27 protein-coding genes and 1 riboswitch are annotated in these 23,493 nt (G+C 60.3%); of the genes, 6 read left to right on the top strand and 21 right to left on the bottom strand.

The features are described from left to right. The first annotated feature begins 6 nt into the window (after window positions 1-6). The gene (locus ACESYO_RS03275; RefSeq protein ID WP_276871636.1) at window positions 7-2,085 is read left to right on the top strand and encodes a glutamine synthetase III family protein; all 2,079 of its coding nucleotides are present in this window, start codon (window positions 7-9) and stop codon (window positions 2,083-2,085) included. On the opposite strand, the gene ACESYO_RS03270 is transcribed toward ACESYO_RS03275, so the two are convergent. The 11 genes from ACESYO_RS03270 to ACESYO_RS03220 all read right to left on the bottom strand — a co-directional run bounded on the left by ACESYO_RS03270 (window position 2,086) and on the right by ACESYO_RS03220 (window position 12,538). Then, window positions 2,086-2,379, bottom strand: a complete 294-nt coding sequence (locus tag ACESYO_RS03270; protein ID WP_373211196.1) for a hypothetical protein — start codon at window positions 2,377-2,379, stop codon at window positions 2,086-2,088. Then, window positions 2,354-3,850, bottom strand: coding sequence for a cobyric acid synthase (locus ACESYO_RS03265; protein ID WP_276871635.1), 1,497 nt, complete (start codon window positions 3,848-3,850; stop codon window positions 2,354-2,356). Before ACESYO_RS03265 ends, ACESYO_RS03270 begins: the two co-directional genes overlap by 26 nt. Beyond that, the gene (locus ACESYO_RS03260; RefSeq protein ID WP_373210546.1) at window positions 3,843-4,913 is read right to left on the bottom strand and encodes a pyridoxal phosphate-dependent aminotransferase; all 1,071 of its coding nucleotides are present in this window, start codon (window positions 4,911-4,913) and stop codon (window positions 3,843-3,845) included. The genes ACESYO_RS03265 and ACESYO_RS03260 overlap by 8 nt, the downstream gene beginning before the upstream one ends. A 21-nt stretch (window positions 4,914-4,934) precedes the next feature. Continuing rightward, on the bottom strand, window positions 4,935-5,900 hold the full coding sequence (cbiB, locus tag ACESYO_RS03255; protein WP_276871633.1) for an adenosylcobinamide-phosphate synthase CbiB: 966 nt from the start codon (window positions 5,898-5,900) through the stop codon (window positions 4,935-4,937). After that, window positions 5,897-6,502 (bottom strand): histidine phosphatase family protein, encoded by a 606-nt coding sequence (locus tag ACESYO_RS03250; RefSeq protein WP_276871632.1) that lies wholly within the window; start codon window positions 6,500-6,502, stop codon window positions 5,897-5,899. Before ACESYO_RS03250 ends, cbiB begins: the two co-directional genes overlap by 4 nt. Next, on the bottom strand, window positions 6,499-6,834 hold the full coding sequence (locus ACESYO_RS03245) for a bifunctional adenosylcobinamide kinase/adenosylcobinamide-phosphate guanylyltransferase (RefSeq protein WP_276871631.1): 336 nt from the start codon (window positions 6,832-6,834) through the stop codon (window positions 6,499-6,501). The genes ACESYO_RS03250 and ACESYO_RS03245 overlap by 4 nt, the downstream gene beginning before the upstream one ends. Next, window positions 6,831-7,607, bottom strand: coding sequence for an adenosylcobinamide-GDP ribazoletransferase (locus tag ACESYO_RS03240; protein ID WP_276871630.1), 777 nt, complete (start codon window positions 7,605-7,607; stop codon window positions 6,831-6,833). Before ACESYO_RS03240 ends, ACESYO_RS03245 begins: the two co-directional genes overlap by 4 nt. After that, window positions 7,594-8,136, bottom strand: a complete 543-nt coding sequence (locus tag ACESYO_RS03235; protein ID WP_276871629.1) for a bifunctional adenosylcobinamide kinase/adenosylcobinamide-phosphate guanylyltransferase — start codon at window positions 8,134-8,136, stop codon at window positions 7,594-7,596. Before ACESYO_RS03235 ends, ACESYO_RS03240 begins: the two co-directional genes overlap by 14 nt. After that, on the bottom strand, window positions 8,124-9,200 hold the full coding sequence (gene cobT / locus ACESYO_RS03230) for a nicotinate-nucleotide--dimethylbenzimidazole phosphoribosyltransferase (protein ID WP_373210543.1): 1,077 nt from the start codon (window positions 9,198-9,200) through the stop codon (window positions 8,124-8,126). Before cobT ends, ACESYO_RS03235 begins: the two co-directional genes overlap by 13 nt. Further along, complete coding sequence (locus tag ACESYO_RS03225; protein WP_373210542.1) at window positions 9,197-10,564, bottom strand: cobyrinate a,c-diamide synthase; 1,368 nt, start codon at window positions 10,562-10,564, stop codon at window positions 9,197-9,199. The genes cobT and ACESYO_RS03225 overlap by 4 nt, the downstream gene beginning before the upstream one ends. Window positions 10,565-10,741: 177 nt before the next feature. Then, window positions 10,742-10,943: riboswitch (cobalamin riboswitch) on the bottom strand. Window positions 10,944-10,993: 50 nt separating this feature from the next. Next, window positions 10,994-12,538 (bottom strand): oligosaccharide flippase family protein, encoded by a 1,545-nt coding sequence (locus ACESYO_RS03220; RefSeq protein ID WP_276871626.1) that lies wholly within the window; start codon window positions 12,536-12,538, stop codon window positions 10,994-10,996. 197 nt (window positions 12,539-12,735) lie between these two features. On the opposite strand from ACESYO_RS03220, the gene ACESYO_RS03215 reads away from it, so the two are divergent. From ACESYO_RS03215 to ACESYO_RS03200, 4 genes are all read left to right on the top strand, one after another. Further along, a complete protein-coding gene (locus tag ACESYO_RS03215) occupies window positions 12,736-13,551 on the top strand; it encodes a purine-nucleoside phosphorylase (protein WP_087183719.1) in 816 nt (271 codons plus the stop codon). Window positions 13,552-13,575: 24 nt separating this feature from the next. Then, a complete protein-coding gene (locus ACESYO_RS03210; RefSeq protein WP_058966040.1) occupies window positions 13,576-14,406 on the top strand; it encodes an Mrp/NBP35 family ATP-binding protein in 831 nt (276 codons plus the stop codon). Window positions 14,407-14,419: 13 nt separating this feature from the next. Further along, window positions 14,420-14,560, top strand: a complete 141-nt coding sequence (locus ACESYO_RS03205; RefSeq protein WP_373211194.1) for a hypothetical protein — start codon at window positions 14,420-14,422, stop codon at window positions 14,558-14,560. A gap of 79 nt (window positions 14,561-14,639) precedes the next feature. Continuing rightward, window positions 14,640-15,251 (top strand): DUF1643 domain-containing protein, encoded by a 612-nt coding sequence (locus ACESYO_RS03200; RefSeq protein WP_373210539.1) that lies wholly within the window; start codon window positions 14,640-14,642, stop codon window positions 15,249-15,251. A 45-nt stretch (window positions 15,252-15,296) separates the two neighbouring features. Here ACESYO_RS03200 and ACESYO_RS03195 read toward each other — a convergent pair whose 3' ends face one another. From ACESYO_RS03195 to ACESYO_RS03150, 10 genes are all read right to left on the bottom strand, one after another. Then, window positions 15,297-15,986: a FadR/GntR family transcriptional regulator gene (locus tag ACESYO_RS03195; protein ID WP_276871279.1), complete on the bottom strand. Its 690-nt coding sequence runs from the start codon at window positions 15,984-15,986 to the stop codon at window positions 15,297-15,299. Then, on the bottom strand, window positions 15,961-16,569 hold the full coding sequence (locus tag ACESYO_RS03190) for a cytidylate kinase-like family protein (RefSeq protein WP_373210537.1): 609 nt from the start codon (window positions 16,567-16,569) through the stop codon (window positions 15,961-15,963). The genes ACESYO_RS03195 and ACESYO_RS03190 overlap by 26 nt, the downstream gene beginning before the upstream one ends. A gap of 18 nt (window positions 16,570-16,587) precedes the next feature. Further along, window positions 16,588-17,280, bottom strand: a complete 693-nt coding sequence (locus ACESYO_RS03185) for an LrgB family protein (protein ID WP_276871274.1) — start codon at window positions 17,278-17,280, stop codon at window positions 16,588-16,590. Then, complete coding sequence (locus ACESYO_RS03180) at window positions 17,273-17,635, bottom strand: CidA/LrgA family protein (RefSeq protein WP_276871271.1); 363 nt, start codon at window positions 17,633-17,635, stop codon at window positions 17,273-17,275. Before ACESYO_RS03180 ends, ACESYO_RS03185 begins: the two co-directional genes overlap by 8 nt. 156 nt (window positions 17,636-17,791) lie before the next feature. Then, window positions 17,792-18,133, bottom strand: a complete 342-nt coding sequence (locus tag ACESYO_RS03175) for a phenylpyruvate tautomerase MIF-related protein (RefSeq protein WP_058966050.1) — start codon at window positions 18,131-18,133, stop codon at window positions 17,792-17,794. A 40-nt stretch (window positions 18,134-18,173) separates the two neighbouring features. After that, window positions 18,174-19,481 (bottom strand): alpha-amylase family glycosyl hydrolase, encoded by a 1,308-nt coding sequence (locus tag ACESYO_RS03170; RefSeq protein ID WP_276871267.1) that lies wholly within the window; start codon window positions 19,479-19,481, stop codon window positions 18,174-18,176. 118 nt (window positions 19,482-19,599) lie between these two features. Next, the gene (locus ACESYO_RS03165; protein ID WP_373210535.1) at window positions 19,600-20,766 is read right to left on the bottom strand and encodes an AI-2E family transporter; all 1,167 of its coding nucleotides are present in this window, start codon (window positions 20,764-20,766) and stop codon (window positions 19,600-19,602) included. A gap of 53 nt (window positions 20,767-20,819) precedes the next feature. Beyond that, a complete protein-coding gene (locus tag ACESYO_RS03160; protein ID WP_373210534.1) occupies window positions 20,820-21,362 on the bottom strand; it encodes a hypothetical protein in 543 nt (180 codons plus the stop codon). A 1-nt stretch (window position 21,363) separates the two neighbouring features. Then, entirely contained in the window at window positions 21,364-22,014 is a 651-nt protein-coding gene (locus ACESYO_RS03155) for a J domain-containing protein (RefSeq protein WP_276871259.1), read from the bottom strand. 20 nt (window positions 22,015-22,034) lie between these two features. Continuing rightward, on the bottom strand, window positions 22,035-22,901 hold the full coding sequence (locus ACESYO_RS03150) for a DUF5685 family protein (RefSeq protein ID WP_058966060.1): 867 nt from the start codon (window positions 22,899-22,901) through the stop codon (window positions 22,035-22,037). A 287-nt stretch (window positions 22,902-23,188) separates the two neighbouring features. Between ACESYO_RS03150 and ACESYO_RS03145 the strand changes: the two genes are divergently transcribed. After that, window positions 23,189-23,493: transposase (locus tag ACESYO_RS03145; protein WP_373211774.1), on the top strand; the 305-nt coding region annotated here is incomplete at its 3' end.

The following is a 23,493-nucleotide window of genomic DNA, read 5'->3' as shown; positions in this document are numbered from 1 at the left end:
TGACATATGAATCATGTACCGGAATTGTTTGGCAGTATGGTATTCAATGACAAGGTCATGAAGGCCCGCCTGCCCAAGGAAGTTTACCGTTCTTTGAAAAATACCATCCAGCGGGGCGCTCCCCTGGACCCCAGTGTGGCCGATGTGGTGGCCGCCTGCATGAAGGACTGGGCCGTAAGCAAGGGTGCGACCCATTTCACCCACTGGTTCCAGCCCATGACCGGCATCACTGCCGAAAAGCACGACAGCTTCATCAATCCCTGCGGTGACGGCAGCGTCATCATGGATTTCTCCGGCAAGGAGCTGGTCAAGGGCGAGCCGGATGCTTCCAGCTTCCCCTCCGGCGGCCTGCGCGCCACCTTTGAGGCCCGTGGTTACACTGCCTGGGACCCCACCAGCTACGCCTTTATCAAGGATGACACCCTGTGCATCCCCACTGCCTTCTGCAGCTACAACGGCCAGGTGCTGGACAAGAAGACTCCCCTGCTGCGCAGCATGGATGCCATCAGCAAGCAGGCGGTTCGTGTGCTGGCTCTGTTCGGCAAGGACGTGCAGCGGGTAAACGCCACCATCGGACCTGAGCAGGAGTATTTCCTGATCAACAAGGAAGATTACGCCCGACGCCCCGATCTGATTCTGACCGGCCGCACGCTGGTTGGCGCTCCCGCCCCCAAGGGCCAGGAGCTGGAGGATCACTACTTCGGTTCCCTGCGGCCCCGGGTCAAGGCCTTCATGGCCGACCTGGATGAGGAGCTGTGGAAACTGGGTATCCTGGCCAAGACCGAACACAACGAGGTGGCCCCCTGCCAGCATGAGATGGCTCCCATCTTCGCCACCGCCAACATCTCCACCGACGCCAACCAGCTGACCATGGAGGTGATGAAGAAGGTTGCCGACCGTCACGGCTTTGCCTGCCTGCTGCACGAAAAGCCCTTTGAGGGTGTGAACGGCAGCGGCAAGCACAACAACTGGTCGCTTTCCACCGACGGGGGCGAAAATCTGCTGGACCCCGGCACCACACCCGCCGAGAATACCCAGTTCCTGCTGTTCCTGACCGCTGTGATCAAAGCGGTGGACGATTATCAGGACCTGCTGCGCATCAGCGTGGCCAGCGCGGGCAACGACCACCGCCTGGGTGCCAACGAAGCACCCCCGGCCATCGTTTCCATGTATGTGGGCGACGAGCTGCAGGCTGTGATTGACTGCCTGGTGGCGGGCAAGCCCTGCCAGCCCAACGCTCCCACCGTGCTGGACACCGGCGCCGTGGTGCTGCCCAACCTGCCCAAGGATACCTCGGACCGCAACCGTACCAGCCCCTTTGCTTTCACCGGCAACAAGTTCGAGTTCCGCATGCCCGGCTCCTCCTTCAACATCGCCTGCACCAACGTGATGCTGAACACCGCTGTGGCAGAATCGCTGCGGCAGTTTGCCGATGTGCTGGAGCAGGCCGACGATCTGCCCCGTGCCCTGCTGAAGCTGATCCGCGATGAGCTTACCGCTCACCAGCGCATCCTGTTCAACGGCAACGGCTACAGCCATGAATGGGAGGTCGAGGCCGCACGCCGCGGGCTTTCCAATTTCCGCACCACCCCCGAGGCACTGGTTCATTACACCGACCAGAAAAATGTGGAGCTGTTTGCCCGCCACGGTGTTTACACCCAGGACGAGATTCAGTCCCGTCAGGACATTCTGCTGGACGAATATGCCAAGGCCATCCGCATTGAAGCGCTGACCCTGCTGGATCTGGTGCGCTGCCGCATCTCGCCCGCCTGTGTCAACTATGCTACCGGCCTGGCCCAGGGCGTAAGCACCAAAAAGCAACTGGGCATTGAGGTTCCCCAGGAGGAGACACTGGCCCGCCACATTTCCTCCCTCACCGGTCAGCTCATCCAGGCTGCCGACCAGCTGGAAGGCCGTCTGGCCGACCCGGTGGACGAGGATGCCTCGGTTGCCGCAAGCTGGTGCGCCCAGACGTTGATCCCGGCCATGGACGCAGTACGTACCCCGGCCGACCGTCTGGAGCAGCTGGTGGACCGTTCCGTCTGGCCGCTGCCCACCTACAGCGACATGCTGTTCTACGTTTGATTACTCCCATGGCAACACCACACAATTCACGTCTAAAGACTCAGACGGCGTATCATGCCGAAATTTTTCGCGATATTTTCCAAAAATGCTCGCCAAGCCACCAAGGCTTGCCTGCGCTTTTTGCTTCATCTCACAAAAAATTTTCCGGTATGCTCCACCATCTGGAATTGTGCGGTGCCGCCATACTTTTTCGTTTTCTCCCCTATAAAACGCACAGAGCGCGCGGCTTGCCGGTTTTGGCAATGCCGCGCGCTCTGTGTGTTTTGCGTTATTTTTTTTGATTGGGATTTGCAAGCCCCATAGCACGGTAAACTGCGTCCAGATCCAAGCTGGCGCGCACCGCATCCGCCAACAGATCATACTGGCTTTGATGGTAATCCCAGTGGCTCTGGGGCCGGAAGTTTTCCCGGGCAATGCCCTTACGGGCCAGCAGCCAGGCAGCCAGAGCCTCGGTGAGCGAGCCCTCGTCGAACAGGCCATGCAGATAGGTGCCAAACACATTGCCCTGTGCTGCACCTTCCTCCTGACCGTTTTCCAGCAGGCACAGAGGCTGACCCGCCATCCGCTTCGTACGGCCCATGTGGATCTCATAGCCCTGAATCGACGCCCCGGCAAAGGGATCGGCCATCACCTTTGCCGTCGTGCGGGTGCGTACCTTGCTGGGGGTGAATTCCGTCTCGCAGGGCAACAGGCCCATGCCGCGCATCTCGCCCGCCTGCTCTACGCCCTCCGGGTCTCGCAGGGTCTGGCCCAGCATCTGATAGCCGCCGCAGACCCCCAGCACCGGGGTTCCGGCTGCCGCCAGCTTTCGCACCGCTGCCTCCAGCCCGTTCTGGCGCATCCAGCCAAGATCCGCCATGGTGCTTTTGGTTCCGGGCAGCACAATCAGATCCGGCGCACCCAGACCGGCGGCCTGCTCCACATAGCGCACACCCAGTGCGGGGTGACTTTCCAGCGGGGAGAAATCGGTGAAATTGGAGATGTGCGGCAGCCGGATCACCGCCACATCCACCGGCCGGTGGGCCTCGTGGGCGTTCAGCCGTGGGGCGAGACTGTCCTCATCGTCGATGTCCACCCGGGTATAGGGAATCACGCCCACCACCGGCAGGCCGGTAAGCTCCTCCAATTGGGTAAGGCCGAGACGCAGAATGTCCACATCGCCCCGGAATTTGTTGATAATCAGGCCCTTGACCCGCTTGCGCTCCTCTTCGTTCAGCAGCGCCACCGTGCCATACAGCTGGGCAAACACGCCGCCCCGGTCGATATCGCCTGCCAGCAGCACCGGCGCATCCACCAGCTCGGCCAGACCCATGTTCACGATGTCGTTTTCCCGCAGATTGATTTCCGCCGGGCTGCCCGCACCCTCGATGACCAGAATGTCGTTTTCCTCTGCCAGACTGTTGTAGGCCTTCAGCACATGGGGAACCAGCCGGGTTTTGTTTTTGAAGTAATCCGCCGCCGAGTAATCGCCCCAGACCTCACCGTTCACAATCACCTGACTGCCGGTGTCACTGCTGGGCTTGAGCAGGATGGGATTCATCCGCACGTCCGGCTCGCACCCGGCCGCCTGGGCCTGCACCGCCTGGGCGCGGCCCATTTCCAGGCCGTCGGCGGTGATGCAGCTGTTCAGTGCCATGTTCTGGCTTTTGAAGGGGGCTACCCGCCAGCCGTCCTGCGCAAAAATACGGCACAGCGCAGTGCAGAGCAGGCTCTTGCCCGCCCCGCTCATGGTCCCCTGGATCATGATACATTTTGCCTTAGCCATTCTCGCAGCCACACACCTTTCTGAGGGCAGCGATCAGCTGCCGGTTTTCCCGCCGGGTGCGCACCGCCACCCGGTACCAGCCCTTGTCGAGGCCGGGATAATTGGAGCAGTCCCGAATCAGCACGCCCAGCTTTCGCAGCGGGGCCGCCAGTTCCGTTTCGCTGTACAAAAGCAGATAATTGGCACTGCCCGGCAGCACCTGCAGGCCCAGATCGGCCAGCTGACCGGCCAGCCAGGGCCGCTCTGCTTGAATGACCGCCCGTAACCGGGCCACATACCTGTGCTCGCCCAGGGCCGCAAGCCCCGCCTCCTGCGCCGGGCCGGACACCGCCCAGGGCTGGCCGCAACGGGCCATTGCCTTCAGCAGGACTTCGTCCCCGCACAGGCAGTACCCCAAGCGCAGGCCCGCCATGGCATACAGCTTGGTGAAAGCCTTTAAAATCAGCAGATTGGGAAAGCGGTCCAGCTCCCCCTTCAGGGTGTGGGCTGCGGGATCATGCAGCCAGTCGTTGAAGCACTCGTCCACTACCAGCAGGGTACCACAAGCCGCACACCGCTCCAGAATCTTTCGAAGCAGGTCCGGCTCGGTGAGCGCTCCGGTTGGGTTGTTTGGCTCACACAAAAAGAGCATGTCCAGCTCCGGGATGATTTCCTCCAGAATGGCAGGCGTGACGGCAAAGCTGTTTTCTTCGGTGAGCATGTGCTGCTTCACCCGGCAGTCCACCGTTTCCAGCGCCTGCCCGTATTCCGCAAAGGTGGGCGCAGTGACAAGGGCTGTACGGGGCTTCTTCGCCAACACCACCCGGAAGATCAGATCCGCTGCGCCGTTGCCGCACAGGATCTGTTCCTGTTTCACATTCTCGTGCAAGGCCAGGGCTTCGGTGAGCCGGCGGCAGAGCGGATCCGGGTAACGGGCCGCCTGCCGGGCTGCTTTTGCCACCGCCCGGCGTACCGCCCAGGGCACGCCCAGCGGGCTCACATTGGCGGAAAAATCCAGCGGCGGGCGGCCATACTCGGCCTCAAAGCCCGCCCAGTCGCCGCCATGGGTCAGTTTTTGCTGCATTGCAGTTGATTCTCCTTTTTCTTATAAAGCCAGCAGCACCGCCCAGCGCACCGCCGCCAGCACCACCAGCCCCAACAGGCTGGCGGCCAGCATCATCCGGTTGGTGCGGGGGATGTCTTCCACCTCCACCGGGCGCAGCGCATCGCCCAGGGTGGGCTTTTCATGCAGCTTGCCGAAATACCAGGCCGGACCTGCCAGCTGGACCCCCAGCGCACCCGCGCAGGCGGATTCCGGCTGGGCAGCGTTGGGGCTGGCATGCTTGCGCCGGTCCCGCCGCCAGATACGCCAGGCGTTCGCCGCATTGTTTCCGGTGAAGAAGGCCGCGGCAATCCAGAACAAAGCAGACAGCCGGGCGGGGATGTATCCGGCCGCGTCGTCCAGTTTTGCGGCGGCCCGGCCGAAGTACAGGTATTTGTCGTTTTTGTAGCCCACCATGCTGTCCATGGTATTGATGGCCTTGTAAGCCAAACCCAAAGGCGCGCCGCCGATGAGCAGATAGAGCATGGGGGCGATGATGCCGTCCGAGAAGTTTTCCGCGATGGTTTCCACCGCCGCCTTGGTCACACCTTCGCTGGTGAGGGACTGGGTGTCCCGTCCCACCACACGGCTGACCGCTTTTCGGGCGGCAAGCAGATCACCTTTACAGAGCGGTTCGTACACATGCATGGTCTCCACTCGCAGATCCTTCACCGCCAGCGCCTGCCAGCACCACAGCACCTGCACCGCAAAGCCCAGTGCGGGATGAATCCGGCCTGCCAGCCAGATGACACCTGCGCTGAAAGCAAGCGTTCCCAGCGGCAGAACCGCCGCCAGCACCACGCCGCCCCAGAACAGAGCGCGAGGCGTATCCGGCAGAAGGCGGCGCAGCAGCCGCTCCAGCCGGGTGATGGCCTTCCCCATGTATACCACCGGGTGGGGCATCCAGCGGGGGTCGCCCAGAATCAGGTCGACACAAAAGCCCAGCAAAACAGCCAGCAAAATCGTCATGTCTGCCCGCCCCTTTCATAACACACCGTGAGCTGGTATTCCAGCGTGTGCTCCTTGTGCCATCGCTCGGCATCGGTGGTCACCAGATAGCCGCCGCCGTTGGGGCCGCACCAGTTGTAATAATCCTTTTTCGGCAGGCCGTACTGCTCCATCAGAGCCATCTGGGTGCCGCCGTGGGCCAGAATCACCAGCTCTTCCTCGCCAGCTGCCAGTGCATTCTCCAACAGGCGGCAGAAGGCTTCACAGGTACGCTGAGTGAACTCCGCCTTGGTCTCGCCGCCGGGGCAGCGGCCGGTGCAGTCCTCCCCCACCCAGGCAATGTAGTCCGGGTCCTTTTCCATCTCAATGTAGTTGCGGCCCTGAAACACGCCGAAGCACATCTCTTTCAGGCTCTCCACCTCCACCAGCCGGGCTTCCGGGAAGAGGATCTCGGCGGTGTGGCGGGCGCGGATCAGGGGGGAAATGTAGACCACTCTGGGCGAAATGGGAGCCTTTTGCAGCCGTGCAAGGCCCTCGGCGCTCAGGGGGATATCCAGCGTACCCTGGTAGCGTTTTTGTTTATTGTATTCCGTTTCGCCGTGGCGAAGCAGATAGATATTCATTCCGGCAATTCTCCTTTTAATAAGATGGGCAGGCCGCAGAAGACCCGCACCACAGTGTCTGCCCGCTGGGCCAACAGGCAGGCCAGACGGCCCGCCGCTTCCCGGTCGGCTCGCTGCTTTGCATCCACCGGCACCACGCCGCCGCCCACCTCGGTGGCGATGACGACCGGCCAGGCTGCCAGCCGATCTGCCAGCTCTTCCGGGGTCTGCTGCCCGGCCAGTTCCTGCACATCCCACACTGCATACCTGGCAAGCTCTTCCGCTTTACAGTTCAGAATGCGGCAGGCAAAGTCTCGTTTGCCCGCAAACAGCGGGCCTGTGATAAAAATCATAACGCTGCCTCCAACAGCTGCACCGCCACAAGGGCGGCCAGCATCCAAAGTTCCGCAGTCTGCAAAAACCAGCCTGCCAAATCGCCGGACAGACCGCCGAACTGTTTGTCACTCATGCGGCGGTAGTAGAGCAGCACCAGAAACGCTGCCGCTGCCATGGCTGCACCTTCTATCCGGCCCACTGCACACATGCAGACCGCCAGCAAAATTGCCAGCACCAGCAGCACCCGGCGCACCGCCGTCCGATCCGCCGAGGTGGCGAAGGTATGGGCAAGGCCGGTGTTTTTTGCCAGCGGGAAGGTGGCCACCGCCCAACCGGACAACGCCCGGCTGAACACAAAGCTCATCCCAAAGCAGGCAAGGGCCGGGTCATCCAGCCGCACCGCAGTGCACAGCACAAAGCTGGCCACAAACCAGACGCCCAGCCGGATCACCGCGAAGGCGCCACAGCGGGGGTCCTTTAAAATCTCCTGCTTTTTCTCCGGCGGCGCACAGCTGGCCAGCGCGTCGCTGGTGTCGGCGTAGCCGTCCAGATGAATGCCCCCAGTGAGCAGAATGGGAATCAGGCACAGCCCCGCCCCTCGCAGCATTTCCGGCATGCACAGCCAATTGGCGGCAATCAGCCACAGTGCCTGCGCCAGCCCGATCACCACCCCGATCAGGGGCAGCGCGCACAGCGCATACCGCATGTTGCGCGGCCCCCACACCGGCTGAGGCACCGGAATGGCGGAAAACATGGCAAAGGCCACCGCGATGGTCTCAAGCACGATCATGCAGATAGGGCTCCTTTCCTTTGTAATACCGGGCAATGCCGCACTGTACCTCGCACACATTGTCCGCCCGGGCAGCCAGCTCCCGGTTGAGCCGGGCCAGCAGCCGCAGATATTCCAGCGTATCACCCTCGTAGGCGCTGCCGCCGCTGAATACCTCGTTGCTCACAAGAATCAAATCGCTGCACTGGCTGCACAGCCTGTCCACCCCGTTCAGGATGGCCCGGCAGGCATCCTCACCCGCACCCGCGGGGTCATACCGCTCGTTGGCCGCCAGATTGCTCAGGCATTCCAGCAGTACTGTGCCTTTTTCCGGCAGCTGCAGACTCGCCAGATTCAGCGGACATTCCACCGTCTCAAAGCCCTTGCCTGCCCGCATGGCCCGATGCCGTGCGATGCGCTGGCGGGTCTCCTCGCCCCAGGGCTGCATGGTGGCAACGTAAAACCGGCGGGCTGCCGGAGCCGCCACCGCCAGCTGCTCGGCATATTCGCTTTTGCCGCTGGCCGCGCCGCCCACGATCAGGGTAAACATGGCTCGCCTCCCTGAGGCTGGTAGGCCTCCATGCCGTAATTTTCAAAGGTGTTAGATTCCTCATACACTGCTTGGGCCATATCCAGCAGCGGCATAGCCGCCAGTGCGCCGGTGCCCTCGCCCAGGCGAAGCCCGGCAGTAATCAGAGGGTGCTTGTCCAGTGCATTCAGCAGCAGCGCACCCGCAGGCTCTGCCGATACATGACTGGCCAGAATCGCCTTGCTGGCATCCGGGCAAAGGCGCACCGCCAGCAGGGCCGCCGCCGCACTGATGACGCCATCCATGAGCACCGGCACCCCGAAGGCCGCGCCGCCTAAAAATGCGCCGCACATGCCCGCAATATCAAAGCCGCCCAGCTTGGCCAGCACGTCCAGCGGATCCGCCGGGTTCGGCTGATTGATCTGGATAGCCCGGCAGATGGCCGCCTTTTTGCGAGCAAGCCCCTCGTCGGAAAGACCAGCTCCCCGGCCCGTGATGGCCTCCGGCTCACAGCCCAGCAGCACACTGGCCACCGCGCTGGCGGTGGTGGTGTTGCCGATACCCATTTCCCCGGTGGCCAGAAGGCTCACGCCCTGCTCCTTGCAGTCCTTCACCAGCAGCGCCCCGGCCAGAATGGCCTGCTCAGCCTGCTCGCGGGTCATGGCCGGGCCTTTCGAAATATCTCCGGTGCCGTTGGCCACCCGCCGGTTCAGCACACCGGGCTGCGGAGTAAAATCCCTGATACCCATATCCACCGGAATCAGATTACAGTTCGCCCGCCGGGCCATTCGGCAGGCAGGGGTGGTGCCTTCCGCAAATCCGCGGGCCACCATGGCCGTCACCTCGCTGCCGGTCTGGGTAATCCCCTGGGCTACCACGCCGTTGTCCGCGCAGAAAATCAGCAGGGCTTTTTTGTTCAGATCAATGTCCGCCGAGCCGGTGACCGATGCGATCTGGCACAGCGCATCCTCCAGAAGGCCCAGGCTGCCCAGCGGCTTTGCGCAGGTGTTCCAGCGACGGCGAGTTTCCTGCTCTGCCGCTTCGTTTTTCGGCTCGATCTGTTCCAGCAATTGTGCCAGTGTCACGCCTGCTCCTCCTCTCGCTGTGCATATTCCTTTGCCGCTGCCGCAAAACGCTCGGCCAGCGGCAGATCTCCCGCAAGATACAGGTGCGGGAATCCGGCATACAGACTCTGGGTGGCAAAACAGCAGTTCCACTGCTTGCCGCCGGAGGTCTTTTCCGCTTGCAGGGCCGCGCCGTTCTCGGTGCTGTCCCAGCAATGGAACTCGTGGGCGTTGGTGGTCTCGCCGGTGCGCAGCAGCATGCTGTCGCTCTGCGCGGCCAACCGGTTGTAGCCGAATCGCACCAGTCCGCCGGTCTTGTGCCCCTCGCCGGGCAGCACCCCGACCATGGGCCAGACCTCCCCGTTCGCATCCTCCAGACTCTGGCCCAGATACAAAAAGCCGCCGCACTCCGCCACGGTGGGCATTCCCTGCTCCACCGCCGCCCGGATGGCGTGCCGCATGGGGTGGTTTTCACTGAGTGACTTGGCGTGCAGCTCCGGGTAACCGCCGCCCAGATAAAGCCCTGCCGCTTCGGCCGGGAGCGCAGCATCGTGCAGCGGGCTGAAATAGCGCAATTGTGCCCCGGCCCGGCGCAGGGCATCCAGACTTTCCTCATAATAGAACTGGAAGGCTTCGTCCCGCGCCACGGCGATCACCGAGCCATTCTCGCAGGACTGCTCCGTGGCCGCGGGCTCCGGCTGCCGCCCGGTCTGGTAAACCGCGAGAAAGCGGGGCCAGTCCAGCGTGGTTTCCAGACAGGCAGCAATGGCCCGCACCCGCTGGGCAAGATCTTCCACCTCGCCGACGGTGACCAGACCCAGATGCCGGCTGGACAGAGACGCCTGCTCCAGCTCAGGCAGATAGCCCAGCACTGGCACGCCGGTCTCCTCTTCCAGCATGGGCTTGAGTGCGGCATACAATCCGGCGCTGCACCGATTCAAAAACAGGCCCCTGATGCGGCTGTCCTTCCGGAAGGAGAGCATCCCCTTCACCTGAGCCGCCAGTGTCAGGCTGGAGCCGTAGGGATGCAGCACCAGTAGAACCGGCAGCTCCAGCAGGCGGGCCACATCCCAGGCGCTTGCCCTGTCGCCGCCGAAGGTCATGCCGTCGTAAAAGCCCATCACGCCCTCGCACACCGCCGCGCCGCAGCCTGCCGTGTGGCGGCGGTACAGCTCGCGCATCCGCTCTTCCCCGGCTAGAAACACATCCAGATTCCGGCTGGGCACCTGCAGAACCGAGCGGTGGAACATGGGGTCGATGTAATCCGGCCCGCACTTGAAGGCCGCGGGGGCCAGGCCTCGGTCTTTCAGCGCCTGCAGCAGGCCGCAGGTGACGGAAGTTTTGCCGCTGCCGGAAGCCGGGGCGGCGATCATCACTTCGAGCATTGCTCCTCCTTATCCAAACAGCGGGCTTTGCCGCCGCACAAAGAAAAAGGCCCTTCCTGCCTTGCCGAATAGCAAAGCAAAGAAAGGCCCGGAAACGTACAACACACATCGGCTCAGCAGCCGATGCTTTGCCCTGCGCACGTTTGGTCCGTCCGGCGCGGGGGTTCCTGCCTTTGGCAGTGATTCGTCCGTCGGGCAGGTCTTCCGGCTCAGGCCTTGCGCGCACCGGCAGCGCCTTCCCGGGAAATAATCTTCCCAGTGGCTTTTTCTGCCGGAACTCAGCCTTTACGGCGGCGGTCCCGCATGGGCATTGCACCCATTTCCCTATTCTCCCGGCCAGCCTCTTACGGCTCCGGGCACCCGGCGGCGATTTAACCTATACACTATACCATAAAATCAGCTGTTTGTATAGGCAAAACGCCCATAAATTCAGGCGGCGCTGCCTGCGGGCTTCCGCCGGGCCAAAATGGCCTGCACCGCATCCCACAGGCCAAAACGCAGCATCAAAAGGCAGTAAAGCCCGCCGGTGACCGTGCAGCCCAGCAGCAGCTGCTGCCAGTCGCCACTCACTCCCATCAGACGCAGGGCCCCCTGCCCCAGAACCGCCGAGATCAGGAAAATCAGCGTGGGCTGCACAAACCACCTATACCAGCGGGTGCGGATGCGGGCCACCTTTTCAATGCGGAAGATATTCAGCAGTGCGGACAGCACGTTGGAACAGATCATCACAAACAGAAAGCCCTTCATGCCCATGCGCGGCATGAGCAGAATCACCAGAGCGATGCGGATGAGGGAATCCCAGATGCTGTAACGGAAGGTAGCCACCTCCTCGCCCAGGCCTTTCAGAATGGAATCGCCCATGGCATCCAGATACATGCCCGGCAGCACCGGAGCCAGAACTGCCAGATAAAAGCCGATGGTCTCGTCGTGGTAGAGAATCCGGCCCAGCGGATAAGCGTACAGGGCAATCAATCCCCCGGCCAGCACCGAAAAGGTGGTGGTGAACAGCATGATGCGCCCCACCAGCGTTTCCAATGTTTTCTGCCGCCCCAGAATGTGCGCCTCAGTAACCTCCGGCATCAGCAGGGTGGCCAGTGGGGTGAGGAAGGAAAACGGAAACAGCAGTATCGGCATGGCCATCCCCTTAAGCGCGCCGAACTGAGCCAGCGACTCCTCCCGGCTGCCCAGAAAGGCCAGCAGGCAGGCGGGAACCAGCGTGTTTTCCACCGTGTGGAGGGCACTGTCCAGGCAGCGGCCTCCTTCCACCGGGGCCAGAATGCGCCAGATTCGCCCTGAGGTGCCCCTGGGCACCTGAGCCGAGGCATCGCCGAAGGTCCGGTTCAGATCCCGCCGGTAGTACCACATCACCAGCAGTGTGGAGGCCACCTCGCTGACCATGCTGCCTACCAGCACCGCAGCGCAGGCGTATTGCACGCCTTTCTGCACCGCGCCGGGAAGAATCAGCAGTACCAAAGCAATGCGAATGATCTGTTCGAAGATCTGGCTGACCACATTGGGGCCCACCTTGCGGCGGGCAAAGAAGTACCCCCGAGCCGCCGAGCCCACCGCCATGAAGGGTAAACTGGGCGCCAGCAGTGCCAGCGAGGGCGCTGCCCGTATATCCCCCAACCAATAGCGGGCGGCAGGCCAGGCCAGTACCAGCTGCACCACCCCTGCAGCGAAACCAAAGGCTAAGGCAAGCGCCATCACCCGGCCCAGAACTCCTTTTGCCCGGCCAGGCTGCGGGCGGGCCAATTCCTCTGCTGCCAATCGGGTGGCAGCTACCGAAACACCCGCGGTGGCCACCGTGATGCACAGGCTGTAAAGCGTGAAGATCAGCTGATACAGCCCCATTCCCTCGGCCCCAATGCGTGCGGCAATGTATACCCGGAAAAACATGCCCGCCGCCCGCAGCCCCAACCCGGTAACGGTGAGAATCGCCACATTTTTTAAATAGGTTTTCAGTCTGCCCATGGGCCCACCCTTTCTTTTGGCACAAGCCGTCTGGTTTATGGGTATGCTTTGGGGCGGTTCTGTATGCCCAGCACAGGGCTGCTTTCTTTGGTTTGTTGGCAGCTTCTTTTCTTTTGTTGACAGGTGTGGTAAAATCATTAGCGGACACTTTCACTTTGCCCGTTCACATTTGGCAGCGGGCCGCAGGAGGATTTACAATGATGATGGAAACCATTCAGCAGGCGGCCGACCTGCTGCGCAGTCGCCTGCCCGAAACGCCCACCGTGGGCATCGTTCTGGGCAGCGGTCTGGGCGGACTTGCCGACCGCATCGAAGCACCGGTGTATGTGCCTTACAGCGAGATTCCGGGCTTTGCGGTCTCCACCGCGCCGGGTCATGCGGGCCGCTTTGTGGCCGGGCAGCTGGCAGGCAAGCAGGTGCTGTGCATGCAGGGCCGTCTGCATTACTACGAAGGCCATTCCATGCAGGACATCGTGTTCCCCATCCGGGTGATGAAGGCCCTGGGCGTGGAAACCCTGATCCTGACCAACGCCGCGGGCGGTGTAAACACCAGCTTCTCGGTGGGCGATTTGATGCTGCTGGAGGATCACATCAACTTCATGGGCGCCAATCCCCTGACCGGCCCCAACGACGAAGCCGTCGGCCCCCGCTTCTGCGACATGACCTTCGCCTACACCCCGGCGCTGCGTGAGCTGGCGCTGCAGGTGGCCGAAAAGCAGGGCGTTGCATTGCAGAAGGGCGTGTATCTGGGCTATATGGGTCCCAGCTACGAGACCCCCGCCGAGATCCGGGCCTTCCGTACCCTGGGTGCGGATGCGGTCGGCATGAGCACCGTGCCCGAGGTGATCGCCGCCAGCCACTGCGGGCTGAAGGTTCTGGCCATGAGCCTGATCACCAACATGGCCGCGGGCATTGAAAAGAAGAAGCTTTCCGGTGATGAAGTCATCGAGATCGCCAACCAGCGCGCACAGGTGCTGCAGAATCTAGTGAGCGGCATCATTGCCGAGCTGTAATAGAAAAAAGGAGAGAAACAAATCATGAGCGAATGTTCGCATGATTGCAGCAGCTGCAGTCAAAACTGCTCCAGCCGTCAGAACCCTCAGGATTTCCATGAGGCCCCCCACAAGCTGAGCAGCATTAAAAAGGTAATCGGTGTGGTAAGCGGCAAGGGTGGCGTCGGCAAGAGCATGACCAGCGCCCTGATGGCCGTGGAGATGCGCCGCCGCGGCTACGGCGTGGGCATTCTGGACGCCGACATCACCGGCCCTTCCATCCCCAAGCTGTTCGGCATTCATGGCCGTGCCATGGGCGATGAGAACGGCATCTGGCCCATCGAAAGCCGCATGGGCATTGATGTGATGAGCATCAACCTGCTGCTGGAGCACGAGGAGGACCCCGTTGTATGGCGTGGCCCCGTGATCGCCGGCGCGGTGAAGCAGTTCTGGCAGGACGTGATCTGGAAGGACGTGGACTTCCTGTTCGTGGATATGCCTCCGGGCACCGGTGACGTTCCCCTGACCGTGTTCCAGACCCTGCCCGTGGACGGCATCATCGTGGTTGCCAGCCCGCAGGAGCTGGTGAGCATGATCGTGGGCAAGGCCGTGAAGATGGCTCAGATGATGAACATTCCCATTCTGGGCGTGGTGGAGAACATGAGCTATGTGGAATGCCCGGACTGCGGCAAGCAGATCAAGGTATTCGGCGAAAGCCATGTGGACGATGTTGCCGCCAAGTACAACATCCCCGTTCTGGCCAAGTGCCCCATCGACCCCAAGCTGGCAGAGTGTGCCGACCAGGGCCTGATCGAGGTGTATGGCGGCCAGTACCTGAACGCCGCAGCTGACGCGGTGCAGGCACTGCTGAAGTAAGCCATCCGGACTTATGGGAGGCGCCAAACCACCGAAGGAGTGGACCCGGATGTTCCGCGAGCATCTGACCGCCGGGTATCTGCTCGGCTTTCTTGTGATCGTTGCGGTGATCTTCATCGCCGGAGCCGTTTTCTGGTCCACCGCCTTATTCTGAACCGAATGCCCCGTGGCAAGCCGGGTGATTTTCCCGTCTGCCCGGGGCATTTCTCATATCCCCAAGGAGGTATTTCCCCATGCACATTCCCGCCTGCGAAACGCGGCAGCTTGAGATTCTTACCTTTCAGCAAGCCATGGAGCACCGGGACCAGAGTGCCGAATACGACCGGAGCCGGTGGCTGTATATTCCGGACTTTTATTCGGAATACCGGTACATTTTAGGCACGGTTGGCAAGCGCCCGCTGATCACCATTGGCATCAACCCTTCCACCGCCGCTCCCGACGCGCTGGACAACACCCTGAAATCCGTGCAGCGCATCGCTCTGGGTAACGGTTTTGACTCCTTCATCATGTTCAATGTGTACGCCCAGCGAGCCACCAACCCGGACCAGATGGACAAGGAGTTCAACGAGCCTTTACACCGGGAGAACATGAACGCCTTCCGCTGGGTGCTGGAGCGCAGCGGCGAACACCCGGCTCTGTGGGCGGCCTGGGGCACCATCATCGAAAAGCGTCCCTACCTGAAGCAGTGCCTGGCGGACATGATGGAGCTGGGCCAGCAGTTTAGTGCGGTGTGGTATCAGGCGGGCAAGCCCTCGGTAAAGGGGCATCCCCATCATCCGCTGTATCTGAAAACGGACTCCGCTCTGGACCCCTTTGACGTGGCTGCCTATCAAGCAAGTCTGTAAGAAAAAACACCCTGAACCCGTTTTCACGGGATCAGGGTGTTTTTTTCATTGAATCAACCGGAAGTGCTCCGCCAGTGCGGCGCGGCCCAGTGGAGCATCGCCGGTTTGCAGCGCCTTCAGAATCCGGCGGTGGGTATCCAGCAGCGGGGCACGGGTGGCTTCGTCCAGCTGAGCCAGCGTCTCCCTGCGGTACAAATCGCCCTGGCTGGAAAGCGCCTCCATGATTACAGCAATCAGCTGGTTTTGCCCCGCCTCAATGAGGCTCCGGTGGAACCGGCTCTCAGCCTGCTCCAGCTGACCCGGCTCCTGCGCCTGCTCCATTGCCTGCACCGCCTGTTCCATTTCCAGCAGCGGCTGCGGGGGTGCAAGGCGCACTGCCCGTTCATAGGCCGCCGCCTCCAGACTTTCGCGCAGGGTAAGAAATTCCCCCCGGTCGCTCTGACGAAGCAGAAGCATCATGGAAAGAATGGAGGAGAACCCCTGCCCTGCCTCGTTCACAAGAAAACTGCCCTGCCCATGCACACTGCGCACAAAGCCCATGTTTTCCAGCTGGCGCAGCGCCTCCCGCACCGAGTTGCGGCTAAGCCCCAGCTCCGCCATCAGGCTGCGTTCCGAGGGCAGCTTTGCCCCCAGCGTCAGCTTTCCCTCCAGAATCTGCCCCTTCAGATATTTCAGCACCAGATCATAGGTGCGGGCGGTGTTTTTTTCCTCATCTGCCGGTGGCTTCGTTTTCATCCAGCAATCCCCTCCAGCGCAGATAGTTGAGAATCATTTCCACACAGCCATCCACACCAAGGATGCCGCTGTCCAGGCAGAGCTCGTAGCCCTCGGCCTGACCCCACTGCTCACCGGTGAAATACTTGTGGAACTCGGTTCGCTCCTCGTCCACTTCCTGCATGCGCACCGCTGTTTTTTTCAGCGAGATATTCTCCAGCTGAGCGATACGCTGGCAGCGAATTTCGGGATCAGCATGGATAAACACACTCACGGCGTTTGCATCCGGGCGGAAGATCACGTTGCCGCACCGGCCAATCAGCACGCCGCTGTGATCCTGCATCAATGCGCGGATCCGGCGGAATACCGTTTCGCTTGTTACGGCAGGTTCCTCATTCATGGCAATGGCATAGAGCAGGCTGTTCACCGGGCGTTCTTCATAAAAAGACTTGACCTCGCTGTAATCCGGCGTGCTGCGGGCAATGGACATCAGCTTTTCCTTATCGTAAAAATCCACACCCAGGCGCTCGGCCAGCTTTGCGCCCACCAGACGGCCACTGCTGCCGTATTGACGGCCCACCGCCACGATCAATGGTTGTTTCATGGTTATCCCCTCCGCAGATTACATAAATTGGGCAAACACAGAAGCGCCCACCACGGTGCACAGGCCCGCCACCGCAATGGCCAGGCTGCTCATGGCACCTTCCACCGCGCCCAGCTCCATGGCCTTGGCGGTACCGATGGCATGGGCGGAGTTGCCCAGCGCCAGGCCCTTCGCTACCGGCTCATGGATGCGGAACAGCTTGAACACGCCATCCGCGATCACATTGCCCAGAATACCGGTAATGATGATGGAGGCCACGGTAATGGTAACGATACCGCCCAGCTCCTGAGACACGCCCATACCAATGGCCGTGGTGATGGACTTGGGCAGCAGCGTCACATACAGCTCGTGATCCAGCCCGAACAGCTTGGCACAGGCCAGCACGCCCACAAGGCTTGCCAGAATGCCGGACAGAATGCCGCAGACCACCGCCTTCAGGTTTTCCTTCAGCAGGCTCAACTGTTCATACAAAGGCACCGCCAGGCAGACCGTGGCCGGAGTGAGCAGGTAGGACAGATACTGCCCGCTGGCGTTATAGCTTTCGTAGTCCACACCCAGCACCAGGTTCACACCGATCACACAGATCACCGCGATCAGCAGCGGGTTGAGCACTGCCAGACGAAATTTCTTTTTCAGCGCAAGGCCCAGCTCGTAGGCCAGCAGGCTGACCGCCGCCCCATAAAACAGCGACAAGGCAAAAAACTCACGCATCCTTCTTCCCCTTTCCCCTTTGGATCACAAACTGAGTGGCCCGGCCGGTGACTGCCATCACCAGCACAGTGGTGAACACCACGGTGATGACCACCGGCCAAAACACCGGGGCCAGGCTGGGCCAGGCATCGGTCAGGCCCACTGCCGCCGGAATAAACATAACCGGCATAATCTCAATGAGAAACAGTGCCGCCTCCCGCACCTGGCTCACCCGGAGCAGGCCGGTGCACAGCAGCACCAACAAAATGACCAGCCCGTATACGCTGGCCGGGATCGGCAGAGGGATGACCGCCTTGAGCACCTCGCCCACAAAGGAGATGGCAAGAATGCGAGCCGCTTGCTTTAAAAACTTCATTCTACTTCCCCACTTTATCCAAGCATTGTACAACTGGTAGGACCAGTTGCGTTTTTGATTATACGGCGCGGGTCCCATCTTGTCAAGGCTACGGATAACAGAAAACCGCCCGCGAAGGAGTGTTCTCCCCCGCGGGCGGTTTTCATAAAAGACTGGTCAGAAATTGCTTCCGTTCCAGCCCCAGAATTCCGTTTCCGCATATTTCACATAGATGCGGTCCGGCTGTACATCCAGTGTACTTTCCAGAATTTCAGTGATCCGGCTGGTCAGATCGTCGTATGCATCATAACGGGCGCCACCGTACAGGCTCACCTCTGCCAGTGCCGCCGGAGCGTCGCTGCCGGCAAACCACAGATGCGCATCGCCGGTGAAATTCAGCATCAGCCAGTTTTCGTTTTTGCCGGGCAGAATCTCGATGGCACGGCCCAGCTGGGTTTTCAGCATCTCTTCGGTATTATCCGGGATGGAAGCGTTGGTCACGATATGGATATAAGGCATGTGGATTATTCCTTTCTGGTTATGAAATCAAGCGGAATGCTTACTCGGTGCGCCAGTAGGCCACGCTGTACGGCGGCATCTGGCTGCCGCCGCCAAAGTCGTGGTCTGCGCCGGTGATCAGATCCACCGCACGGCCTGCCTGAGCATCGAAATGGGCAGTGTAGGTGTCGCCGGAGGCATTCACCGCCACCAGAACCCGCTCATTCTCAAATTTGCGTTCAAAGATAATCTGGTGGTTGGTCAGCATCACATTGCGGTAGCTGCCGTAGCACAGGGCCTTGCTTGCCTTGTGCGCAACCGCCAGTTTGGCAATCCATTCCGTAAGCTCATTTTCCTGAGGCAGCTCGATGGCCGGGCGCAGAGCGGCATCACCGTCGCTCTTTTTGCCCTCGATGCCCCACTCGCTGCCATAGTATACCGCCGGAGTTCCGGGCATACCGAACAGAAGGCCATAGGCCGGGCGCAGGTGCTCTTTGTTCTGCAAAATGCTGGCGATGCGCTCCACGTCATGATTGTCCAAAAAGGCCAGCAGGTGCTTGCCCTTGTAGAGGGTCCACTGTTCGGGGCCGAACTGGCGGGCCAGGCTGTGGCCGATCTCGAACATATTCATGCAGTTGAAGCTGGAATACAGCCCCTTATAACACTCATAGTTGGTGACGGAATGGCACATCTCGTCGTTCATCCAGCGGTTGTAGTCCCCGTGCAGGGTCTCGCCCATCAGCGCAAAATCCGCCTTCAGGCCGGCAGTAAAGCTGCGCAGCTGCTTTAAGAACTCCGGCGCCAGACTGTAAGCCACGTCCAGACGCAGACCGTCGATGTCGAACTGCTCCACCCAGCCGCGGATGGAACGGAACAGATAATCCACCACCGCCGGGTTGTGCAGATTCAGCTTGACCAGCTCGTTGTGGCCCTCCCAGCCCTCGTACCAGAAGCCGTCGTTGTATTCGGTGTTGCCGTCAAAACTGACGTGGAACCAGTCCTTATAGGGGCTGTCCCACTTCTTTTCCCGCACGTCCTGAAAGGCCCAGAAACCACGGCCCACATGGTTGAACACGCCGTCCAGCATAACGCGCAGACCGGCTTCATGCAGCGCCGCACAAACCTTGGCAAAGTCCTCGTTGGTACCCAGCCGGCAATCTACCCGGGTCATATCGCGGGTATCGTAGCCATGCCGGTCACTCTCAAACAACGGGTTGAACAGCACGGTGTCCGCTCCGAGGGCTTTGATGTGCTCCACCCAGTCGAGCACCCGCAGAATCCGGTGCTCCTGCACCCCGTCATTTTCCGCAGGCGCGCCGCACAGCCCCAGCGGATAGATCTGATAAATTACCGCTTCGTCAAACCACATATCGTGTTCTCTCCTTTATGCCCAAAAGGCATCTGTTTCTGTTTCCCAGTATATCATAGATTTGCCGAAAATCCCACCAAAAAACGCGCACAGGGTGAAATCTCTGTGCGCGTTTTGCTTATTGATCTTCCGGGAGCGTTTCCTCCTCGGAAACAGTCATTTCCGGCTTCAGAGGCTCGCCGTTTGCGGTGATGCCCTTGGCCTTCAGCCGGTCGGCCAGGAAATCGCTGGTGAGCGAGTAGAGCACCGCAAAGGTGGGCACGCCCACCACCATGCCGGCAAAGCCGAACAGGCCGCCGCCCACGATGATTGCCACCAGCACCCAGATCGCGGAAAGGCCGGTGGAATCGCCCAGAATCTTGGGGCCCAGAATGTTGCCGTCGAACTGCTGAAGCGCCAGAACGAAGATGGCAAACTTGATGGCATCGATGGGGCTCGCCATCAGCAGAATCATGATACTGGGAATTGCGCCGATGAACGGCCCGAAGAAGGGAATCACATTGGTAACACCCACAATCATGCTGATCAGCAGCGTGAATGGCATGCCCAGCAGGCTCATGCCCACAAAGCAGATCACGCCGATGATGGCGCTGTCGATGATTTTGCCGATGATGAAACCGCTGAACACCTGATTGGCGTGGCTGCAGACCGTGAGTACCCGCCGGGCCTTGGGCAACGGCAGGAAAGCATAGGTGATCTTATGCAGCTGGCTCAGCAGCTTGTGCTTGTCCATCAGCATGTAAACCGAGGCAATGAAGGCCGTAAGTGCGCTCACTACGCCGCTGCCCACCGCCATGCCGTAATTGAGGATTTCCGGCATAAACTTTGTAACCAGCTGGGTGGCCTGATTCATCAGATCGGCGTAGGAAACCAGCATGCCGGAGGTAACCTCCGGATCGATGTTCAGCCGGTTGCCCCAGTTGTTCACCACTCCGTTCAGGTTGTTCAGGTACCCCGAAGCATTGTTGATGAGCATGCTCACGCTCTGCACCAGCTGGGGAATTACGAAGCTGAGCAGCACCACCAGCACGGCAACCGCCAGCAGATAGCTGATCAGAATGCTCAGAATTCGCCGGCCACCCAGTTTCTTTTCAAACCAGCGCACCGGGGCATCCAACAGATAGGCCACAACAAAGCCCCAGATAAAAGGTGCCAGAACATCCAGCACCGTTTTCAGCGCGCCATGCACCAGATCCAGATTGGACATGGCCAGATAAAAGGTAATTCCAATCAGAACCACCGCCAGACTGGAAAAGGAGCGGTGATTCGGCCGCCATTTATTCACACTGTTTCCTCCGTTAAAATCAAATTCCTTCTCATTGCTCTTCCGCTTTCAATTCACAGCATCCGCCGCAAACGGGGCTGCATTTTGAGCACATAGACATGCAGGACATTGTTCAGCGCCACATCATAAATCCAGAAGCAGACATTGCCCATAACCAGCAGTGCCGCCAGCATCCACTGTGCTGTTTGCGCAAACTCCTCCACAAGGCTCGGCATCGGGAAAATGAAAAGCAGCATGCCGTACATGGCCAGCACAGCGCCGTTGAAAAACCCGGCTTTCACCAGAAACCGCAATCCCCTGCCGGGAATGCGCTGGATATAGGCTTTCAGCAGCGGATAACAGCCAAACAGAAAGACGAAAATCGCCGCCATTTCCTTGTCCGGCACGAAGAGTACTGCCAGCGCACTGATGGCGCCATAGCACACCCAGGTCAGACGCATCCCGCATTCCACGGCCACCGGCATGAGCAGAAGGCCGCTCATGGCCGGAGCACAGAAGGTGGCAAAGGGAATGATGCTGCCGCTGAGCATCAATACGATGGAAAGCCCGCACATCACACCGCACAAAGCGATCCGGCCACTTTGACGCCGACGCATGTCAGCAGCACCCCTGCCCGCCGCAGCTGCAGCAAAGATCCATGCAATACATGGCCATGCACATATCGCAGCAGCTGCAGCCCACCGCATTGGCCTGCGCGCCGCCATAGGGTCCATAGGGGTTACCGGGCATCTGGCCCTGAGCGCTGCTCTGCAGATTGTGCAGGGCAGCCGCATATTCCCGGTTGCCGGGATCCAGCCGGCAGGCCTGCTGGAAATAACGAAGGGCCTCGTTCATCCAGCCCTTGTAATAGTAGGCACTGCCCATCAAAAAGTTCCACTCGGCACTGGCGAGACCGTTGGGAATGCTCTGCAGCTGAGCCAGCGCCTCGTCCGCCCGGCCTGCACGAATCAGAGCACGGATCTCCGGATAGCTGCCGGTCGCGCCCTGGGGACCGCCGTTCTGCTGCTGGCCGGGATTCTGATTGCCATAGGGGTTCTGCGCGTTGCTACCGGCGGTACCGGTGCGCAACTCGCTCATCACCGTATCAAACGCCTCGTTGATCTGGTTCATCTTGCGTTCGGCGTCCTCCCGCAGGGGGCCTGCCTCGTAATTCTCCGGGTTATACTTTTGCGCCAGCGCCCGGTAGGCCGCTTTTACTTCCTCTTCGCTTGCGCCCCGCGCAAGGCCCAATACCTGATATGCGTCCATTTCTTTTCTCCTTCTCCCATTCAGTTCAAACCGCCGCGCCGTGCGCCGCGGGCCGGCATTCCCGCCCGCTGGATGCTGCCGGGAATGCCAAGAAAAATAATATTATCCAAAATAGGGCGGTTCAGCCGCAGCTCCAGCAGATTATAGCAGCGGGCCACCTCGCCCGCTGCCAGCCTGCACTGCAGCCTGGCCTGCTCCACGGCCTGTTCTTTGCTCAGGCCGTTTTGCACGAACACATTGTACCGGTGCTTTTCCCGGTCCTCTTCATAGTCCTCCGCCGCGTCCAGCCAATAGAGAATCTTGCCCAGAAACAGACCCAATCGGCGCAGCACACGTTCCTGCTCCGGTGTTTCGGCGCAGGCGGCCAGAATCTGAGCCGTCATATTCCCGGTGGGCTCGGCTGCTTCGTCATAAAAGGTGGTCTGCTTTTTCTCCACCTGCTGCTGCAGCTCGGTCTGCCGCGCCAGCTCCGCGTCGATTGCGGGGTAGGCTGCCGCCGCCCGCTTGTAGGCTCGCCGCAGCAAAAGCCGTAGTGCACGGGCCGCCAGCCGCTTGAAAGAGGTCTCGTCCGCCTCGTCATCCACCAGCTTGTACCAGCTGAGCAGCACCAGCCCCGCAGCCGCCAGCCGCAGGCCTTGGGTACCCTTCTGCATACAGCGTTTCTGCAGAGGATTGGCGATGCACCGTTCCCGGCAGGGGCTGCCGGTCTCGCCGGAAAGGCCGTCGGCCAGAAGCGCCACTGTGACCAGATCGTAGTTCAGCAGCATCCGGGGCAAAAAGCCGTAATCTGCCTTAAGCTGCTTGCACAGCCCGCAGTACATGGCCCGGTAGCTCTCGAACTCCTTCACTTTCATCTCCGGTTTCTCCGGGGTGACATATCCGAACATCCTGCCGTTTCCTTTCCGCGTTTTGTGTGGAATCCTGGGCAAATATTTTGGCAGCACCGCATGCTCCCCTATTCTGGAATTATGCGGTATTGCACTAGGTTATCATACAATATTTTATCGCGCTTTACAACGAGAATGCGCCGTTTCCCGACAAAGTTCCAAAAAAATTTACAAAGAAAAACCCCGGATCTGGCCGGGGTTACAGCCTGTCGAAAAAGGCCACCTATCGGTGGTCTTTTTCTCGTATAAGGAAAGGGAATGCGGTATAATGGTGTGGGGTGATAAAAATGCTGGTAAAGAACGCAGAAAACAGAGGACAACTGGAATTTGTAAGTTTGGAAAACATGGTGCCGCAGGATCACTTGCTGCGGAAGATCGACGCAGCCATTGATTTCAAGAAGATCTACGAATTTGTAGAGGATCTGTACTGCGAGGACAACGGCCGTCCAAGCGTAGACCCGGTGGTACTGTTCAAAATTGTTCTGATCCAGCATATCTATGGGATTCCTTCGCTCCGCCGAACTCTGGAAGAAGTGAGCATGAACCTGGCATACCGGTGGTTCATTGGATATCCGCTGAATGAAGCAGTGCC

The organism is Allofournierella massiliensis (genome assembly GCF_964241245.1).
Classification (GTDB): domain Bacteria; phylum Bacillota; class Clostridia; order Oscillospirales; family Ruminococcaceae; genus Allofournierella; species Allofournierella massiliensis.
This window is presented reverse-complemented; position numbering and strand designations above follow the sequence as displayed.

What these genes read in the sequence shown, in the direction of transcription:
- ACESYO_RS03275 (WP_276871636.1), top strand. Translation starts at nt 7, where the DNA reads ATGAATCATGTACCGGAATTGTTTGGCAGTATGGTATTCAATGACAAG.
- ACESYO_RS03265 (WP_276871635.1), bottom strand. Translation starts at nt 3,850, where the DNA reads ATGGCTAAGGCAAAATGTATCATGATCCAGGGGACCATGAGCGGGGCG.
- ACESYO_RS03260 (WP_373210546.1), bottom strand. Translation starts at nt 4,913, where the DNA reads ATGCAGCAAAAACTGACCCATGGCGGCGACTGGGCGGGCTTTGAGGCC.
- cbiB (WP_276871633.1), bottom strand. Translation starts at nt 5,900, where the DNA reads ATGACGATTTTGCTGGCTGTTTTGCTGGGCTTTTGTGTCGACCTGATT.
- ACESYO_RS03250 (WP_276871632.1), bottom strand. Translation starts at nt 6,502, where the DNA reads ATGAATATCTATCTGCTTCGCCACGGCGAAACGGAATACAATAAACAA.
- ACESYO_RS03245 (WP_276871631.1), bottom strand. Translation starts at nt 6,834, where the DNA reads ATGATTTTTATCACAGGCCCGCTGTTTGCGGGCAAACGAGACTTTGCC.
- ACESYO_RS03240 (WP_276871630.1), bottom strand. Translation starts at nt 7,607, where the DNA reads ATGATCGTGCTTGAGACCATCGCGGTGGCCTTTGCCATGTTTTCCGCC.
- ACESYO_RS03235 (WP_276871629.1), bottom strand. Translation starts at nt 8,136, where the DNA reads ATGTTTACCCTGATCGTGGGCGGCGCGGCCAGCGGCAAAAGCGAATAT.
- ACESYO_RS03225 (WP_373210542.1), bottom strand. Translation starts at nt 10,564, where the DNA reads ATGCTCGAAGTGATGATCGCCGCCCCGGCTTCCGGCAGCGGCAAAACT.
- ACESYO_RS03220 (WP_276871626.1), bottom strand. Translation starts at nt 12,538, where the DNA reads ATGGGCAGACTGAAAACCTATTTAAAAAATGTGGCGATTCTCACCGTT.
- ACESYO_RS03215 (WP_087183719.1), top strand. Translation starts at nt 12,736, where the DNA reads ATGATGATGGAAACCATTCAGCAGGCGGCCGACCTGCTGCGCAGTCGC.
- ACESYO_RS03210 (WP_058966040.1), top strand. Translation starts at nt 13,576, where the DNA reads ATGAGCGAATGTTCGCATGATTGCAGCAGCTGCAGTCAAAACTGCTCC.
- ACESYO_RS03205 (WP_373211194.1), top strand. Translation starts at nt 14,420, where the DNA reads ATGGGAGGCGCCAAACCACCGAAGGAGTGGACCCGGATGTTCCGCGAG.
- ACESYO_RS03200 (WP_373210539.1), top strand. Translation starts at nt 14,640, where the DNA reads ATGCACATTCCCGCCTGCGAAACGCGGCAGCTTGAGATTCTTACCTTT.
- ACESYO_RS03195 (WP_276871279.1), bottom strand. Translation starts at nt 15,986, where the DNA reads ATGAAAACGAAGCCACCGGCAGATGAGGAAAAAAACACCGCCCGCACC.
- ACESYO_RS03190 (WP_373210537.1), bottom strand. Translation starts at nt 16,569, where the DNA reads ATGAAACAACCATTGATCGTGGCGGTGGGCCGTCAATACGGCAGCAGT.
- ACESYO_RS03185 (WP_276871274.1), bottom strand. Translation starts at nt 17,280, where the DNA reads ATGCGTGAGTTTTTTGCCTTGTCGCTGTTTTATGGGGCGGCGGTCAGC.
- ACESYO_RS03180 (WP_276871271.1), bottom strand. Translation starts at nt 17,635, where the DNA reads ATGAAGTTTTTAAAGCAAGCGGCTCGCATTCTTGCCATCTCCTTTGTG.
- ACESYO_RS03175 (WP_058966050.1), bottom strand. Translation starts at nt 18,133, where the DNA reads ATGCCTTATATCCATATCGTGACCAACGCTTCCATCCCGGATAATACC.
- ACESYO_RS03170 (WP_276871267.1), bottom strand. Translation starts at nt 19,481, where the DNA reads ATGTGGTTTGACGAAGCGGTAATTTATCAGATCTATCCGCTGGGGCTG.
- ACESYO_RS03160 (WP_373210534.1), bottom strand. Translation starts at nt 21,362, where the DNA reads ATGCGTCGGCGTCAAAGTGGCCGGATCGCTTTGTGCGGTGTGATGTGC.
- ACESYO_RS03155 (WP_276871259.1), bottom strand. Translation starts at nt 22,014, where the DNA reads ATGGACGCATATCAGGTATTGGGCCTTGCGCGGGGCGCAAGCGAAGAG.
- ACESYO_RS03150 (WP_058966060.1), bottom strand. Translation starts at nt 22,901, where the DNA reads ATGTTCGGATATGTCACCCCGGAGAAACCGGAGATGAAAGTGAAGGAG.